At 58.5% G+C, this 15,266-nt stretch carries 14 protein-coding genes; 3 read left to right on the top strand and 11 right to left on the bottom strand.

Going from position 1 to position 15,266, the window contains the following annotated elements; all coding sequences use genetic code 11:
• The first annotated feature begins 91 nt into the window (after positions 1-91).
• Complete coding sequence (locus tag AC2FGC_RS22655; RefSeq protein ID WP_496727276.1) at positions 92-976, top strand: DMT family transporter; 885 nt, start codon at positions 92-94, stop codon at positions 974-976.
• Here the strand turns inward: AC2FGC_RS22655 and uvrC are convergent.
• From uvrC to AC2FGC_RS22625, 6 genes are all read right to left on the bottom strand, one after another.
• Positions 973-2,811 carry an excinuclease ABC subunit UvrC gene (uvrC, locus tag AC2FGC_RS22650; protein ID WP_496783524.1) on the bottom strand — a complete coding sequence of 613 codons (1,839 nt, stop codon included), beginning with the start codon at positions 2,809-2,811 and terminating at the stop codon, positions 973-975. The genes AC2FGC_RS22655 and uvrC overlap by 4 nt on opposite strands.
• Before the next feature lie 326 nt (positions 2,812-3,137).
• Positions 3,138-3,917: an SDR family oxidoreductase gene (locus tag AC2FGC_RS22645; protein ID WP_496783522.1), complete on the bottom strand. Its 780-nt coding sequence runs from the start codon at positions 3,915-3,917 to the stop codon at positions 3,138-3,140.
• A gap of 21 nt (positions 3,918-3,938) precedes the next feature.
• Positions 3,939-4,901, bottom strand: a complete 963-nt coding sequence (locus AC2FGC_RS22640; RefSeq protein WP_496727272.1) for a calcium/sodium antiporter — start codon at positions 4,899-4,901, stop codon at positions 3,939-3,941.
• Between the two features lie 168 nt (positions 4,902-5,069).
• Entirely contained in the window at positions 5,070-5,867 is a 798-nt protein-coding gene (locus tag AC2FGC_RS22635; protein ID WP_496727271.1) for a S49 family peptidase, read from the bottom strand.
• Between the two features lie 104 nt (positions 5,868-5,971).
• Positions 5,972-6,733, bottom strand: coding sequence for an ABC transporter permease (locus AC2FGC_RS22630; RefSeq protein WP_496727270.1), 762 nt, complete (start codon positions 6,731-6,733; stop codon positions 5,972-5,974).
• Entirely contained in the window at positions 6,730-7,659 is a 930-nt protein-coding gene (locus AC2FGC_RS22625; protein ID WP_058273632.1) for an ABC transporter ATP-binding protein, read from the bottom strand. The genes AC2FGC_RS22630 and AC2FGC_RS22625 overlap by 4 nt, the downstream gene beginning before the upstream one ends.
• Positions 7,660-7,998: 339 nt before the next feature.
• Between AC2FGC_RS22625 and AC2FGC_RS22620 the strand changes: the two genes are divergently transcribed.
• A complete protein-coding gene (locus AC2FGC_RS22620; RefSeq protein ID WP_496783519.1) occupies positions 7,999-9,108 on the top strand; it encodes a CaiB/BaiF CoA transferase family protein in 1,110 nt (369 codons plus the stop codon).
• Between the two features lie 47 nt (positions 9,109-9,155).
• On the opposite strand, the gene hemE is transcribed toward AC2FGC_RS22620, so the two are convergent.
• Entirely contained in the window at positions 9,156-10,199 is a 1,044-nt protein-coding gene (hemE, locus tag AC2FGC_RS22615) for a uroporphyrinogen decarboxylase (protein ID WP_496727268.1), read from the bottom strand.
• A gap of 107 nt (positions 10,200-10,306) precedes the next feature.
• Here hemE and hemC point away from each other — a divergent pair, with 107 nt between their 5' ends.
• The gene (hemC, locus tag AC2FGC_RS22610; protein WP_496727267.1) at positions 10,307-11,266 is read left to right on the top strand and encodes a hydroxymethylbilane synthase; all 960 of its coding nucleotides are present in this window, start codon (positions 10,307-10,309) and stop codon (positions 11,264-11,266) included.
• A 228-nt stretch (positions 11,267-11,494) separates the two neighbouring features.
• Here hemC and AC2FGC_RS22605 read toward each other — a convergent pair whose 3' ends face one another.
• Genes AC2FGC_RS22605 through AC2FGC_RS22590 form a run of 4 tightly spaced genes read right to left on the bottom strand, consistent with a single transcriptional unit; the run spans position 11,495 to position 15,261 of the window.
• The gene (locus tag AC2FGC_RS22605; RefSeq protein ID WP_496727266.1) at positions 11,495-12,772 is read right to left on the bottom strand and encodes an aspartate aminotransferase family protein; all 1,278 of its coding nucleotides are present in this window, start codon (positions 12,770-12,772) and stop codon (positions 11,495-11,497) included.
• A 1-nt stretch (position 12,773) separates the two neighbouring features.
• Complete coding sequence (locus AC2FGC_RS22600) at positions 12,774-13,877, bottom strand: mandelate racemase/muconate lactonizing enzyme family protein (RefSeq protein ID WP_496727265.1); 1,104 nt, start codon at positions 13,875-13,877, stop codon at positions 12,774-12,776.
• Positions 13,874-14,980 (bottom strand): mandelate racemase/muconate lactonizing enzyme family protein, encoded by a 1,107-nt coding sequence (locus AC2FGC_RS22595; protein ID WP_496727264.1) that lies wholly within the window; start codon positions 14,978-14,980, stop codon positions 13,874-13,876. The genes AC2FGC_RS22600 and AC2FGC_RS22595 overlap by 4 nt, the downstream gene beginning before the upstream one ends.
• Positions 14,977-15,261 carry a cupin domain-containing protein gene (locus AC2FGC_RS22590; RefSeq protein WP_496727263.1) on the bottom strand — a complete coding sequence of 95 codons (285 nt, stop codon included), beginning with the start codon at positions 15,259-15,261 and terminating at the stop codon, positions 14,977-14,979. Before AC2FGC_RS22590 ends, AC2FGC_RS22595 begins: the two co-directional genes overlap by 4 nt.
• Positions 15,262-15,266: the final 5 nt, after the last annotated feature.

Genomic DNA, 15,266 nt, shown 5'->3' with positions numbered 1-15,266 from the left:
CAGTCCGGCGCGGCACCGGTTATTGGCCTTGGCCCCGGGTCGTATTGTCGTCAGAGTGCAGCCGACCAAGCCCAATGGCAAAGACGAACCGATGACCCCGAATATTGAGACCGACGCGCGCGCCAACCTGATCGGTAGCGCATGGATGATCGGCGCGATGGCATGTTTCGCACTGGAAGACGCGCTGCTGAAAGCGGCGGCGGTTGCCTTGCCCGTCTGGCAAATACTTGTCCTGTTCGGATTGGGTGGCGCGCTCATCTTTGCCTGTGTCGCAATGGCACGTGGCACGCGGCTGCTGCAACCGGATGTTCTGTCGCCCGCGATGAAAATCCGCGCGGTGTTCGAAATTCTCGGACGGCTGTTCTACGTCCTGGCTATCACACTGACGCCCTTGTCATCTGCAACCGTTATCCTGCAGGCCACCCCGCTTGTGGTCGTCGCCTGTGCCGCGCTGCTATTCGGAGAGACCGTTGGTTGGCGGCGGTGGAGCGCCATTCTCGTTGGCCTGATCGGCGTTGTGATCATCATCCAACCAACTGGTGACAGTTTCACCATCCTGTCCCTGCTGGCCGTGCTGGGGATGTTGGGATTTGCAGGTCGCGATCTGGCCAGCCGGGTCGCACCCGCCAGCCTTGGAACCGAAGTTTTAGGGTTCTACGGCTTTGTCAGCGTGATTGTCGCCGGGTTTGCCTACAGCTTTTGGGAACAGGCCCCGATTGCGCCAGTGCCGTTGCTCACAAGCCTGCATATCGCCGGAGCCGTAGGCCTTGGCGCAATCGCATACGGTTCCTTGATGAAAGCCATGCGGACGGGAGAAGTATCCGCTGTCACGCCCTTCCGCTATTCCCGCCTGCTGTTTGGTGTCGCCCTGGGTGTGGTCTTCTTTGGCGAGGATCTCGACCAGACGATGTGGATCGGCAGTTCGCTGATCGTCGCCTCGGGCCTGTACATATTGTGGCGCGGGCGCAAGGCCTAGCCTTTGTCGTGGAAGAAGTCGTAGACCTTTTGCGCCAACCCGGCTGAGATCCCCTCGACCGCTTTCAAATCCGCCAGATTGGCCCGGCTGACCGCCTTGGCACTGCCAAAATGCGCCAGCAATGCACGCTTACGCGCGGCACCAACTCCGGGGATTTCGTCCAACGGCGTCGCGCCGACCGCTTTGGCCCGTTTGGCACGGTGAGTGCCGATTGCAAACCGGTGCGCCTCATCCCGCAGGCGCTGAATAAAATATAGCACCGGGTCGTTGCGTTTTAATGCAAAGGGGCGCTGACCGGTACGGTGGAACTCTTCTTTACCGTGATCACGATCAACCCCCTTTGCAACACCGACCATAGGGATATCTTCGACCCCATGCTCGACCATGATTTCGCGCACAGCACTCACCTGCCCCGCGCCGCCGTCGATTAGCAACAGGTCGGGCCACAATCCCTTGTCACGATCCGGATCCTCTTTTTGCAAGCGGGTAAAGCGGCGGGTCAGAACCTCTTTCATCATCCCGAAATCGTCACCAGGGGTCAGGTCGTCGCCCCGAATGTTGAACTTTCGATAGGCATTTTTCATGAACCCGTCCGGACCTGCTACGATCATCCCGCCGACGGCATTGGTGCCCTGGATATGAGAGTTATCGTAAACCTCGATCCGGTTCGGCGGGCTGTCCAGATCAAACGCCTCGGCCACTCCGCGCAGAAGCTTGGCTTGCGTGGCACTCTCTGACATCCGTCGGGCCAGAGACTCCCGCGCGTTGCGCAAGGCACCCGCGATCAGTTCCTGTTTTTCACCCCGTTGAGGCACCAAAATTTCGACCTTGCGTCCCGCCTTCTCGCTTAGTGCTTCTTGCATCAGGTCAGCGTTTTCGACGGCATCCGAAAGGATCAGTTGTCGCGGCGGTTCCTTGTTGTCGTAGAACTGGCCAAGGAAAGCCTCCATCACCTCAGCCGCGGACACATCCGCACCGACACGTGGATAGAAATCCTTGTTTCCCCAGTTTTGATTGGCGCGGATAAAGAACACCTGAACACAAGCCTGCCCGCTGTCCATATATAGGCCGATCACATCCGCCTCGGCCACGCCACGCGGGTTGATGCCCTGAGATGTCTGTACCTGCGTCAGCGCGCGAATGCGATCACGCAGTCCGGCTGCACGCTCGAACTCCATTGCCTCGGAGGCAGCCATCATCTGTTCAGCCAGTTCTTCCTGCACTTTGGTCGACCGGCCAGACAGGAACCGCTCGGCATCTTTGACGCTTTCGCTGTACTCTTCTTCCGAGATCAGGTTCACGCAAGGCCCGGAACAGCGCTTGATCTGAAAGAGCAGACAGGGACGCGTCCGACTATCGAACATAGAGTCCGAGCAATTGCGCAACAGAAACGCTTTTTGCAACTGGTTCAGCGTCCGATTCACCGCACCCGCGCTGGCAAAGGGGCCAAAATAGGTCCCCTTCTCTTTCTTTGCGCCGCGATGCTTTTTGATCTGCGGAAAGGCATGGTCCTTGGCGACCAGAATATTGGGAAAGCTTTTGTCGTCACGCAGCAGCACGTTGTATTTGGGCTTGAGCTGCTTGATCAGATTCTGCTCAAGTAGCAGCGCCTCGGTCTCGGTCCGTGTGGTCAGGAACATCATCGAGGCTGTCGCCGCGATCATCCGCTCAATCCGCCCCGAATGTCCCGGCCGCGCATAGTTCGACACCCGCGCTTTGAGGTTGCGCGCCTTGCCGACGTACAGCACCCGGCTGTCCGCATCCAACATGCGATACACACCGGGTGAACTGTCCAGCGTTTTCAGATACCGCTGAATGCACGCATAGCCGGTCATTTGAGTGTCTTGGGTCGGGTCGCTGTCTGTCGTCATTTGCCTGAGATATGATTCTCTGACCATGGCTGCAATCTTGTGGCCTTCAGATCAAGAGAAAACAAATCCACGGTTTCTGTGGATAAGTGTGAAGATAAGTTTCTGAGCTTGGCGATTTTCCCTTGTTTCATTAAGGAATCCTTGATTTGCACAAAAAATAAGCAAATATTTAACCTATTGTTTTTATTGTAAATATTTTCATTCACAAGACAAGTGTATGAAAAAAAAGACATTTTTGTAACGAGCAGGTAACAGAACCGAGAGCGGTGCAAAACTTGCAGCAGCTTTACCTATTCAAGGCCCAGAACGTCCGGCGTTTTCCACCCCAGATGCTGCCCACCGTCGACGCATAAAAGCTGCCCCGTGACCGCATGCGCATCCAGGAAATAGCCCAAGGCGGCAGTGATATCTGACGGGTTCGACCCGCGTTCCAGAACCGTGTTTGCACGCTGCGCCTGAAAGTGTTCTTCGCTTTGCCGGTGGCCCTGCATCGTTGGTCCTGGCCCGATCGCATTGACGCGGATCGCTGGCGTGAGCGCCTGCGCCGAGGTTCGGGTCAAGGCCCACAGACCCATCTTGGCAATCGTATAGGTCATGAACTCTGGCGTGAGCTTGCGCACCCGCATATCGACCATGTTGATGATCAGGCCGGTGGCAACAGGTTCGCCCGCCTCGTCCGTGCCCGGCTTCAGCCCCTGCGCAGCCATGGCCTGCGTCAGAACGAATGGCGCGCGCAGGTTGCTGTCGAGATGCCGGTTCCAGCTTTGCCGCGTGGCGGTTTGAAGGCTGTCGTATTCAAAAATCGATGCGTTGTTCACCAGACAGGTGATTGGTCCACCCAACGCCTCTGCCGCACGGGGCAGCAAGGTCAGGACCTGCGCCTCATCCAGCAGATCGGCGTGCAAGGCGACCGCCTTGCGCCCAAGCGCCTGCACCTCGGCTACGGTCTCGGCGGCAGGTTCTTCAGACGTCGCATAGTGCACGGCGACGTCATATCCCCGCTTTGCCAGATACAGGGCCATTGCCCGACCAAGACGAACACCTGCACCGGTCACTAACGCTTGGGCCATGGATTTCCCCCTATCTTCAGGTCACGCCAACAGCGAGACGATGTAGACGGCATACAGCAGCGTCAACACCAGACCCCAGCCGCGTGTGATATCTTGTTTCAAGAACACGAACGGGATCAACAGAAGCGATGCGCCCAGCATGACCCACAGATCGAAACGCAGGAATTCCGGGTCCACAGGGATACGTCCAAACAAAGTGGCGATACCGACGATGGCCAAAAGGTTGAACATGTTCGACCCGATCACGTTGCCCAAGGCGACATCCGCCTGTCTGCGCAAAGCCGCCATGACGGTCGTGGCCAGTTCCGGCAGGGATGTCCCAACTGCGATCAGCGTCAGTCCGATAATCGTTTCGCTGACGCCATATGTGCGGGCAATGATCGTGGCGTTGTCGACCAGAAGATGTGCACCCATCGGCAGGCCGATCAGGCCCAGGACCAGATAAATCGATAGCTTCCAATAGGGCATGTCCGGATCGGCCTCTTCCAGACCTTCCAACTCATCCTCTTCCCCACAGGCTTCACCGCAGGCCTTGCGATGCGCGCGCGCATCGCGGAAGGCATTGAGAAGGACCAATCCCAAAGCAGCCAGCAAAATAGCACCGCTAGCCAGATTGAACACGCCGCAGAATGCCAGGCCGATGAACAGCACCGTGGCCAGCAACATAAAAACATAGTTTCTTCTGGTGTTGCATTCACTGGTGTGAAGCGTGGCAAGCAAGGCTGGCAGTCCCAGAACCAGCAAAATGTTCGCCGTATTCGACCCGACCACGTTACCCAGCGCAATCCCCGGCGCGTTTTCCTTGATCGCGCTGATCGCGATCAACAGCTCGGGGGCCGAGGTGCCAAACGCCACAATGGTCAGGCTGACGATCAGGGCTGGTACACCCAGGCGCAGGCTCAGGTTCACTGCACCGCGGACCAAAGCATCACCTGCGAGAAGCAAGATCAGCAAGCCGAGGCCGGATAACAGCCATGCCGTCATGTACGGCCTCCTTTTTCGCAGGAGCAAGGCCCCTTACCGATACTGAACCGTCCACAGCGCGGACATCTTGCAGATTGCAGCCTTTTCTGCCCCGGAAAACGCAACTTGCCGAACATCGCCAGGACACCCATGGCAATCAGGAAAAGGGTGACAACCTTAACGATCACGTCACAAACCAAAGCGCGCGTAAGCCGCCCGCTCCTCAATTCCGGTTATGGCGTCCTGGGCAAGTGTGGCCCCAAACCGCGACCAGATCGGTTTGCGCAGGCCATAGCGGCGGAACTTCACCTTGTCGCCGAACCGCTCCTGCATTTTCGGCCTTAGGTGTGCGACGCCGTCTATCAGGCCCAGTTCCTGCGCGCGTCTGGCAAGCCAGACCTCGCCCGTGAACAAATCCGCACTTTGATCCAGCTTGTCACCGCGGCGGGCTTTGACATGGTCGATGAAGTTCGCGTGGATATCACCCAGCAAGCCTTGCAGCCGCGCGACATCTTCTTCTTTTTCCGGCGAAAACGGGTCGAGCATTGATTTTGATTTGCCCGCCGTATGTACGCGCCGCTCGATGCCTTGTCGCGCCAGAAGGACATGCGCGCCAAACCCGGCCGAAATCACACCGATCGACCCCAGGACCGAGCTGTCATCGGCCCAGATTTCGTCAGCGGCAGCGGCCAGCCAGTAGCCGCCAGACGCTGCAACGTCTTCGACGAAGGCAATAACGGGGACCTCAAGCTCTTCCGACAGCCGCCGGATTCGCGACCCGATCAGAGAGCTTTGCACCGGCGATCCACCGGGCGAGTTGATCTCAAGCGCCACGGCCGCAGGTTTACCTTTGCGAAACGCCTTTTCCAGAACGGGGGCCAGCGCGGTATCGTTCAACGATCCACGCCCCGCCATTCCGATGGCGCCGGATAGGCGAACCACGGCCACGAGGGGCTGCTTTTTGACAAATGGCAGGCTGAGCTTCATGGGTGCCGATGTAGAGTGCAGCCGGGCCCTAAACAAGGGACCGTTCGGGCCTTAGACGTGACGTGAACCAAATTCACACACATGGCGGGCAAAAATGCAACGCCCTAGCTGCGAATACGCCAACCGGTTTTGAAGATCCAGCCGATCACAGCCAGACAAGTCCCTGTGAAGACCAGAATCGCCAGCAGGCTGAATCCGATCGGGACATCGGCCAACCCGTAAAACGACCAGCGGAACCCGGAAATCAGGTAAACAACCGGATTGAACAGGGTGATCGTCTGCCAAACAGGCGGCAGCATCGAGATCGAATAGAACGTTCCCCCCAGAAAGATCAGTGGCGTGATAACCAGCTGTGGCACCAAAGATATTTGTTCAAAGTTGCTGGCCCATATCCCTACGATAAAGCCCAACAGCGAAAAACTGAGGCAGGACAGGATCAGGAACGCTGCCATCGCAAAGGGATGCTCAATGCGTATGTCCACGAAGAATGTGGCTGTCACCAGGATTACCAGCCCGACAAACAACGACTTGGTGGCGGCGGCCCCGACGTAACCTATTACGATCTCAATAAAATTCACTGGCGCCGACAACAGTTCGTATATCGTACCAAGGAATTTCGGGAAGTAGATCCCGAAAGACGCGTTCGAGATTGCCAGCATCACAACGGACAACATGATAAGCCCCGGCACGATGAACGCGCCATAAGATACACCCTCGACCTCTTGGATGCGGCTGCCGATCGCAGTGCCGAAGACCACAAAATACAATGAGGTCGACAGGACCGGCGACAGAAAGCTCTGTGCCAGAGTGCGGAAGAACCGGGCCATTTCGAACCGGTAGATTGCTGCGATGGCAGACCAGTTCATGCGGGTTCTCCGGATACCAGGTTCACGAAAATCTCTTCCAGGCTCGACTGCCGGGTCTGCACGTCGCGCAGAACAAGCCCCGCCTGCGCCACGTCGTTCAGCAAAGTGGTGATCCCAGTGCGGTCCGCGTGGGTGTCATAGGTATAGACCAGCGCGTCGCCATTGCCGTTCAACGTCAGGTTATGCACAGCCAGACTGTCGGGAATGGCCTGGATAGGATCGGCCAGCATAACCTCGATCTGTTTCTTGCCCATCTGGGCCATCAGGGTGTTCTTGTCCTGCACCAGCCGCAGCTCACCCTTGTCGATCACACCTACCCTGTCGGCAATGGCTTCGGCCTCTTCGATGTAATGTGTCGTCAGGATGATGGTTACCCCGGCCTTTTTCAGCTCGGCCACGATCTCCCACATGTCCTTGCGCAGTTCGACATCTACGCCGGCGGTCGGCTCATCCAGGAACAGCACGCGCGGCTCATGTGCCAGGGCCTTGGCAATCAGCACGCGGCGCTTCATGCCACCGGACAGTTCCTTGATCGCGTTTTTACGCTTGTCCCACAAAGACAGCTTGCGCAGGATCTCTTCGATCCGGGCGTTGTCGCTGCCATATCCGAACAGGCCGCGAGAGAACCGGACCGTGTTCCAAACTTTCTCAAACGGCTCAAGCGCGATTTCCTGCGGCACCAGCCCGATCATCCGGCGCGCGGCACGAAATTCGGTCTGGATGTCATGCCCACCTACGGTAACAGTGCCCGAAGTCGGAGTGGTAATGCCGCACACGGTGGAAATAAGAGTCGTCTTGCCGGCCCCATTCGGGCCCAGCAACGCCAGAATTTCGCCCTGCTCGATATCCAAGGACACCCCTTTGAGCGCCTCGAATCCGTCGGCATAGGACTTACGCAAATCCCTGATGGACAGAATAGTTGTCATGCACGTTCCCTGTTCTGGCGGGGACACTACCCCGACGGCCCGGCACAGAACAGGTCAATTCCGCACATTGTTCTGCGCTTTTTTGTGGGCGCGCGGCTGTGTCAGGTCTGCGGCACCGCCGCCATTCGGTAATCCGCTTGTGTACATGCTCAATTAGCAAACACGCATCAGGCAAACGCGCATAATGTTGTCCTTGCTGATAGGCTGCGGGCACCGTGCGGTTCAATTGCGGCCAACATCAAACGCTGCGGCGGATGCAGGCGCACTATCACAGTCAGTTGAATCTGGTCTTGCAATCCCTGGGCATCCCCGAAAACTTGCGCCAAAAGGAGAAGGCCCATGCTCAGCGGAATACGGATCATTGAAGTTGAAGGTTTGGGGCCAGGTCCTTTTGCAGCCATGTTACTGGCCGATCTGGGGGCGGACGTCATCACGATCCACCGCAAGGGCCAGCCTGCCGGACCTGGTATGCCCGAGCAATCCGTCCTGGATCGCGGCAAACGCTCGATTGATCTGAATTTGAAGGATACAGCCGATCTGGACATCGCAAGACGCCTGATCGCCTCGGCCGACGCGCTGATCGAAGGGTTTCGCCCAGGCGTGATGGAAAAGCTGGGGCTTGGCCCCGACGCTTTTCAGGATACCAACCCCAAACTGGTCTATGGTCGCATGACCGGATGGGGTCAGGACAGCCCGTTCTCCGCAACTGCCGGGCACGATCTGAACTATATCTCTCTGTCCGGGGCATTGTGGTACGCCTCAGCCGCGGACCAGCTCCCGCAGACCCCGGCGACTCTGGTCGGGGATATTGGCGGCGGTGCCATGTATCTAGTTGCTGGTATTCTGGCCGGGCTTCTCAACGCGCAGCGGACCGGACAGGGCACCGTGGTTGATGCGGCCATCTATGACGGCTCAGCCCACATGATGAACCTGTTGATGAGCATGCGCCAATCCGGAAATCTGTCTGAGACGCGTGGTCACAGCCTGCTGGACGGCCCGCATTGGAGCCGCACGTACGCGTGCCTGGACGGGGGGTTTATGACCGTCCAGTGTCTTGAACCCAAATTCTACGCCGAATTCCTGGAAAAACTGGGGCTCTCAGGCGATCCCGAATTCAAAAACCAGTATGTTCCGGCACTTTGGCCCAAACTCACACAGCGACTCTCAGAAATTTTTGCCAGCAAACCCCGCGCCCACTGGGCCGATATGTTTCAGGGATCCGATGCCTGCGTCGCGCCCGTACTCGACCCGGTCGAGGCGCAAGCCCATCCCATGAACGCCGCGCGCCAAACCTGGATCAACCAAGACGGCGCGTTGCAGGCCGCGGCTGCACCCCGCTTTTCGACCGAGACATGGCAGCCCAAACCCAGCCCCCGCCGAGGCGAACACAGGCAGGACATTCTGGATCAGCTGTCCACCAACGCGCCTCCCGACCCTTCACCTGGCTAAAAATATCCTGGGGTGAATTGGCCAAAGACCAAGAGGGGCTGGCCCCTCTACGCGTCCCGCCACGACCGCACCGTGTCGATCATCAGCTGAACATTATCGGGATCGGCATCGGGTGTGATCCCGTGGCCCAGATTAAAGATATGCGGTCCTTTCGAGAACGCCTCGACAATCTGACGCGTCTCATCCACCAGCGCCTGTCCGCCCGTCACCATGTGTGACGAGGCCAGATTGCCCTGAACGCAACCATCCACCTGCACATGTTCGACCGCCCAATCCGGCGACACCGAATTGTCCAGCGCGACACAATCTACCCCGGTGGTATTGGCGAAGCCGACATAGGCATCACCCGCCTCGCGCGGGAAGCCAATCACCGGAATACCGGGATGGCGCGCTTTGATCGCCTGCGTGATCACGCGGCAAGGCTCGACCGCGTATTTCTGAAAGGCATCGCCCTTCAGCGACCCGGCCCAGCTGTCGAAAATCTTCACCACCTCGGCCCCGGCCTCGATCTGGGCCGAGAGATACTCGATCGTTGCCAGTGTGATCCGGTCCAGCAACGCCTCGAACAAGGCCGTGTTCTCTTCACGCAACGCGTGGGCCGGTCCTTGGTCCGGTGTACCCCGCCCGGCAATCATGTAGGTCGCCACAGTCCACGGCGCGCCTGCGAACCCGATAAGGGTGGTCTCAGATGGCAATTCTCGCGAAAGGATTCGGACAGTTTCGTACACCGGCGACAGGGTTTCATGGATATCCGATACCGGTTTCAGCGCATCGAAATCAGATTGCTGAGTGATCGTCGACAACCGCGGCCCCTCACCTGTGACAAACCACAGATCCGCACCCAGAGCTTGCGGCACCAACAGGATATCCGCAAACAGGATCGCTGCGTCGAACCCGTAGCGGCGGATCGGCTGTAACGTCACCTCGGCCGCCAACTCGGGGTTATAACACAAAGACAAAAAGTCCCCGGCCCGCGCCCGGGTTGCGCGGTACTCCGGCAAATAACGCCCCGCCTGCCGCATCATCCAGATCGGTGGCACGTCCTGTACTTCGCCAGCCAGCGCCCGCAGCAGTTTCTTTGTCTCGGCCATCTTTGTCCCCAATCGTCAGGTTTGTCGCAACGGGTCGTGCCTCAGTGGCAATTTGTCAAGCTCTGCCCCCATTGTCAGGGCAATGTGACGCGACTAAAGCTGTGCCCATGACTTTGACCCTGCCAACCCCCGCATCACCGCTCAAGATCGGCACTCGTGGCTCACCGCTGGCGCTGGCACAAGCCTATGAAACCCGGCAACGGCTGGGCAAAGCCTTTGATCTGCCCGAAGACGCGTTTGAGATTGTGGTGATCAAGACCACTGGTGACAACCGCGCCATGATTGATGCGGACCGCCCGCTGAAAGAGATTGGCAACAAGGGCCTGTTCACCAAGGAAATCGAAGAGGCGATGCTGCGTGGCGATATCGACATCGCGGTGCATTCGACCAAGGACATGCCGGTCGAACAGCCCCAGGGTCTGGTGCTGGACACGTTTCTGCCGCGCGAAGATGTGCGAGACGCCTTTATCTCACCCAGCCTGAGCTCGATTCGTGACCTCGCGCAGGGTGCAGTTGTGGGCACCTCATCGCTACGGCGCCGGGCACAATTGTTGAACCGTCGCCCGGACCTGAATGTGGTCGAGTTCCGGGGCAATGTTCAAACGCGGCTCAAGAAGCTGGCAGATGGTGTGGCCGATTGCACGTTTCTGGCCATGGCGGGCATCCGGCGTCTGAATATGGCGGATGTTCCCGCAACCGCCATCGCCGCCGAAGACATGCTGCCCGCCATTGCCCAGGGCACGATCGGCATCGAGCGCCGTATCGACGATTCCCGTGCAGCCGAAATGCTCGAGGCCATCCACCACGCTGAGACCGGGCAGCGTTTGGCGGCGGAACGCGCATTGCTGGCCGCTTTGGACGGCTCCTGCGAAACGCCGATAGCGGGTTTGGCGGAAATAAAAGGTGATCAACTACGCCTGCGCGGAGAGGTTTTGCGCCCCGACGGGTCCGAATCCATATCCGAGGACACCACTGGATCGGTCGCAGATGGCCCGGAAATAGGTCGCGCCATGGCAGAATCCCTGCTGAAACAGGCAGGCCCAGGCTTTTTTGATTGGAAAAAATAAAAAAGTTTATGAAAAGTGAACTACTTCACTGAGACAGTGCCGTCGATGGTGCATAAAGTATTCATACCGGTTGTGAAGTCGGGTCGGTCTCGAAAAAGTCGAAAGTTTTTTTAGTCCGTTTTGTTTTAAGTGGTATTCGAGGGGGCGAGACCAGACCCTGAAATCCAACCAGTTAGGGCCGCTGTCAGAAATGACGGCGGCCCGCTTATTTTTATGACCTTGTGACCTCTATTCTGCGCTGATCGCCTGAACCGCTTTCTCAACGGCCATCCGCGTCTGATCCAGATCTGCTTGGGTCACAGCCAGTGACGGATAGAGTTTGCCGGGGGCTTTGAAAATCCCATGTGCGCGCAGCAAATCGTTGTAGACAGCGTTACGGCGGGGGTCGTCATGTTTGGCGCTGCGGTAGTCACGACAGTCCGTATCGGTGAAATAGATGTCGAACAGGGTTTCGTCCCCGCAGATCTGATGCGGGATGCCGGCCCCGGTCAGTGCATCCACCTGCATCTGTTGAAGCTCGGCACCGATTTCACGCAGGCGGTCATACATGCCGTCGCGCCGCAAAACCTCCATTGTCTTCAACCCGGCAGCCGATGCGACGGGGTTACCCGACAGCGTGCCCAACTGCATCAGCCAGCCTTCCTCGCCTACTTTCGCTTTGTCGAAATGCTGCATGATCTCGGCGCTTGCGCCCAGCGCGGCCAAAGGGAAGCCGCCGCCGATAATTTTGCCCAAGGTGCAGATATCGGGCGTCACGCCATATTTCTCTTGCGCACCGCCATAGGCCAAACGGAATCCGGTGACGATTTCATCGAAAATCAACAGGACATTGTATTTGTCGCAGAGATCGCGCAATCCCTGAAGGTATCCGGGTGCCGGAGGGACAATTCGTTGCAACGGCTCAACCATGATCGCGGCAACGTCATCATGCTCGGCCAGTAGATTGGCCACCGCATCAAGATCATTGAAGGGCGCGATCAGCATCTGTTCGGCCACACTGTCGGGAATGCCCGCGCTGTCCGGGACAGCGCGGGGGAAGTTGACGTGGCGGCTGGGGGCCAGGCTCATCTGTGCCTCGGCGCTCATCCCATGATAGCCGCCTTCGAACTTCAGGATCTTGCTGCGGCCAGTATAGGCACGGGCCAGACGGATGGCGTACATATCCGCCTCACCACCCGCAGCGACAAAGCGGACCTGCTCGCAACACGGCACCGCGTCAACAATCGCTTCGGCCAGTTCGATACCCCGCGCGTTGTTGGCAAAGAAGGTCATGCCCTTGGGCAGTTGTTCCAGCACGGCTTCCATGACCTCGGGATGACCATGGCCCAGCAACATCGGACCGGAACCGATCAGGTAGTCCACATATTCATTGCCATCCTCATCCCAGACCCGGCTGCCTTCGCCGCGCGCGATGACGATACCGGGGTCGAAATTACCAAACCCACCGGCGGGCAGTACCTCATTCGCGCGGGCGATCCATTCGGTTTGGGTGTTGATTTTCAGCATCTCAAACGATCTCCAATACTGGCGGGCCAAGAACCTCCGGGTTCGGCACAACACCTAACCCCGGTCCTTCGGGCGGGGCAATCCGGCCGTTTTCACGGTTTGGTGCGTCGGGGCAAATGCGAGGCGCCACATAAGATGACAGGTCGCAGGTGTTCATCAGTGACCCGTGCGGGGTCGAGGCCGCAAAATGCAGCGATGCAGCGGTGACAATATCCGAGCCCCAGGTGCATTCGGCGCAGATTTCGGCTCCGAAATGCACGGTCAGATCGCGCGCCCGGCGCATGGCCGACAACCCGCCGAACTTTGACAGTTTCAAAGCGACGGCATCCATGCAGCCCAGCTCATATGCACGCCGCAGCGACGCCAGATCATGGGCGTTCTCGTCTATCTTCATAGGTAAGCCAGTGGCCCGTCGAACCGCGGCACAGTCCTCAAGTGTTTTGCAGGGCTGTTCCAGCATCACATCCAGCTGGGCCACCGCCCTGCCCGTTCGCGTAGCGTGCAGGCGTGACGCACCACAATTCCAGTCGCCATAGACCAAAGGCCCCGGTCCCACGGCCTCACGCACTTTGGTCAAACGCTCGGCGTCGGCCTGCCAGTCGCCTTCGATCCCCAGCTTGACCTGAAACTGGCGAATGCCGGTCTGATAAGCCGTCTTAGCGATCCGCGCCATGTCATCTGGCGCGATGCAAGTGATCGAGTGATACAGCGGCATGTCCTTCCGCGTCCGCCCACCCAGCAACGCATAGACCGGCTGGCCCGTTGCCTGCCCGAACAAATCCCAAAGCGCAATGTCGACTATGGACTTGGCATAGCGATGTCCCTGCAGGAAACCTTCCAGCTTACGCATTGGCGCGTCCACCCCGTAAGGGGATATGCCCAAGATCTCGGGACCCATCTCAGCAATCGCGCTTGGCACTCCGCCCGCAAAAGCTGGCAGGTAATGCGGGATCGGACAGACCTCGCCCCAACCCTGTAGGCCCGTATCCGTCTCAAGGCTCAGGATATGAGAGATCACGGTCGCACAGGTCTTACCCTCGGCCATATGATAGGTCTCGTGGCTGGTAAGGTCGACGGACCAAAGGGTTATCTTGGTGATCTTCACTGGTATACCCCGACAGGATCGCCCAACGCATTCTCGTCAGGTTGCACGCCAAGTCCCGGCGTTTCCGGCAAGTGCAGGTGGCCGTCGATATTGCGGGGGCCTCGCCCGCCAGCGACATCGACGGTGATCATGTCCTGACACGCCCAAACGGCATGACAGTTGTCGTCCGGGATGGTGGCCGCCAGATGCAGCGCCTCGGTATCGGCCAGAACCGAACCACCGGTGGCCATCACGAACATGTCGATTCCATGCGCCAACGCGATGTCCCGCATCCGCGCCGCCTTAGTCAGGCCGCCGACGCGGTTCAGTTTTATTCCGAACACCTCAGCCAACCCTTCGTGGGCAATGCGGGCGGCATCTTGCAGGGTCACAAGACTTTCATCCACCGAAACGGGTGAGGCATGGCGGCCCGCGATCGCGGCGATATCGTCCAGCGACTCGCAGGGCTGTTCAAACATCACGTTCAGATCCTCACAGGCGCTCATCACCCGCAGGGCTTGCTGCCGGGTCCAGCCACGGTTGACGTCATAAAGGACGATCTCGCCGGGGCGTCGGATGCTTTCCACGTCACGGACGCGGGCAATGTCGCGTTCTACATCCCCACCGATTTTAACCGAATGCGCAACGTAGCCTCGGCTGCGATAGCGCTCCATCACTTCGCGCGTTTCTTCGACGGTCTTCGCACCGACCGACGAGGCAATCGGGCGCGGCGTGCGAGACCCGCCGCCCATCAGATCGGCAATTGGCAGACCGGCGGCCTGACCCGCAATATCCCAGCAAGCCATATCAATGGGGCTTTTGGCATAGAGGTGGCCTGGCAGAGCGATATCCATCGCCCGTTCGACATCCAGCACCCGACGCGGATCAAGGCCCAGAATGAACGGTGCCATCGTCTGAATTCCGGCGCGAATACCCGGACCGTGGGCTGGAACATATGTGTGGCCCCACGGGGTACCCTCGCCCCAACCGGTCAGACCTGAATCGGTTTCGATCTTTACAATCGTTGCGTCGAGCGTTTCAAACTTCAACCGCCCGCCAGACAACCAATACGGATGCTCAAGCGGTAGGTCGACATGGTAGACTGAAAGACGAGTGATTTTCATTTCAGTTCCACTTCAACAAAGGTCATCGGCGCGTCCCCGGCATTGATCACGTTGTGTTCGACACCCTCGTCGCGGCGATAAGTTACTCCTGCAGCAACCGTTACTTCATTGACCAAACCATCGGGCAGTTCCAGCCGCATATGGCAATCGGTTATGGCGGTGATGACGTAGTCCATTGCGTGGCGATGCCATCCCGTTTCGGCCCCCGGTGCAAAGTCAAATCGCGTCACACGCACGCGGGCGTCATCAATCATCTGAGTGGCTTCGGCTTGCGGTCTCATAGACG

This window comes from Ruegeria sp. CDSC054 (assembly GCF_059610645.1).
The sequence above is the reverse complement of the archived record's forward strand: the minus strand, read 5'-3'. Positions and strand labels throughout refer to the sequence as shown.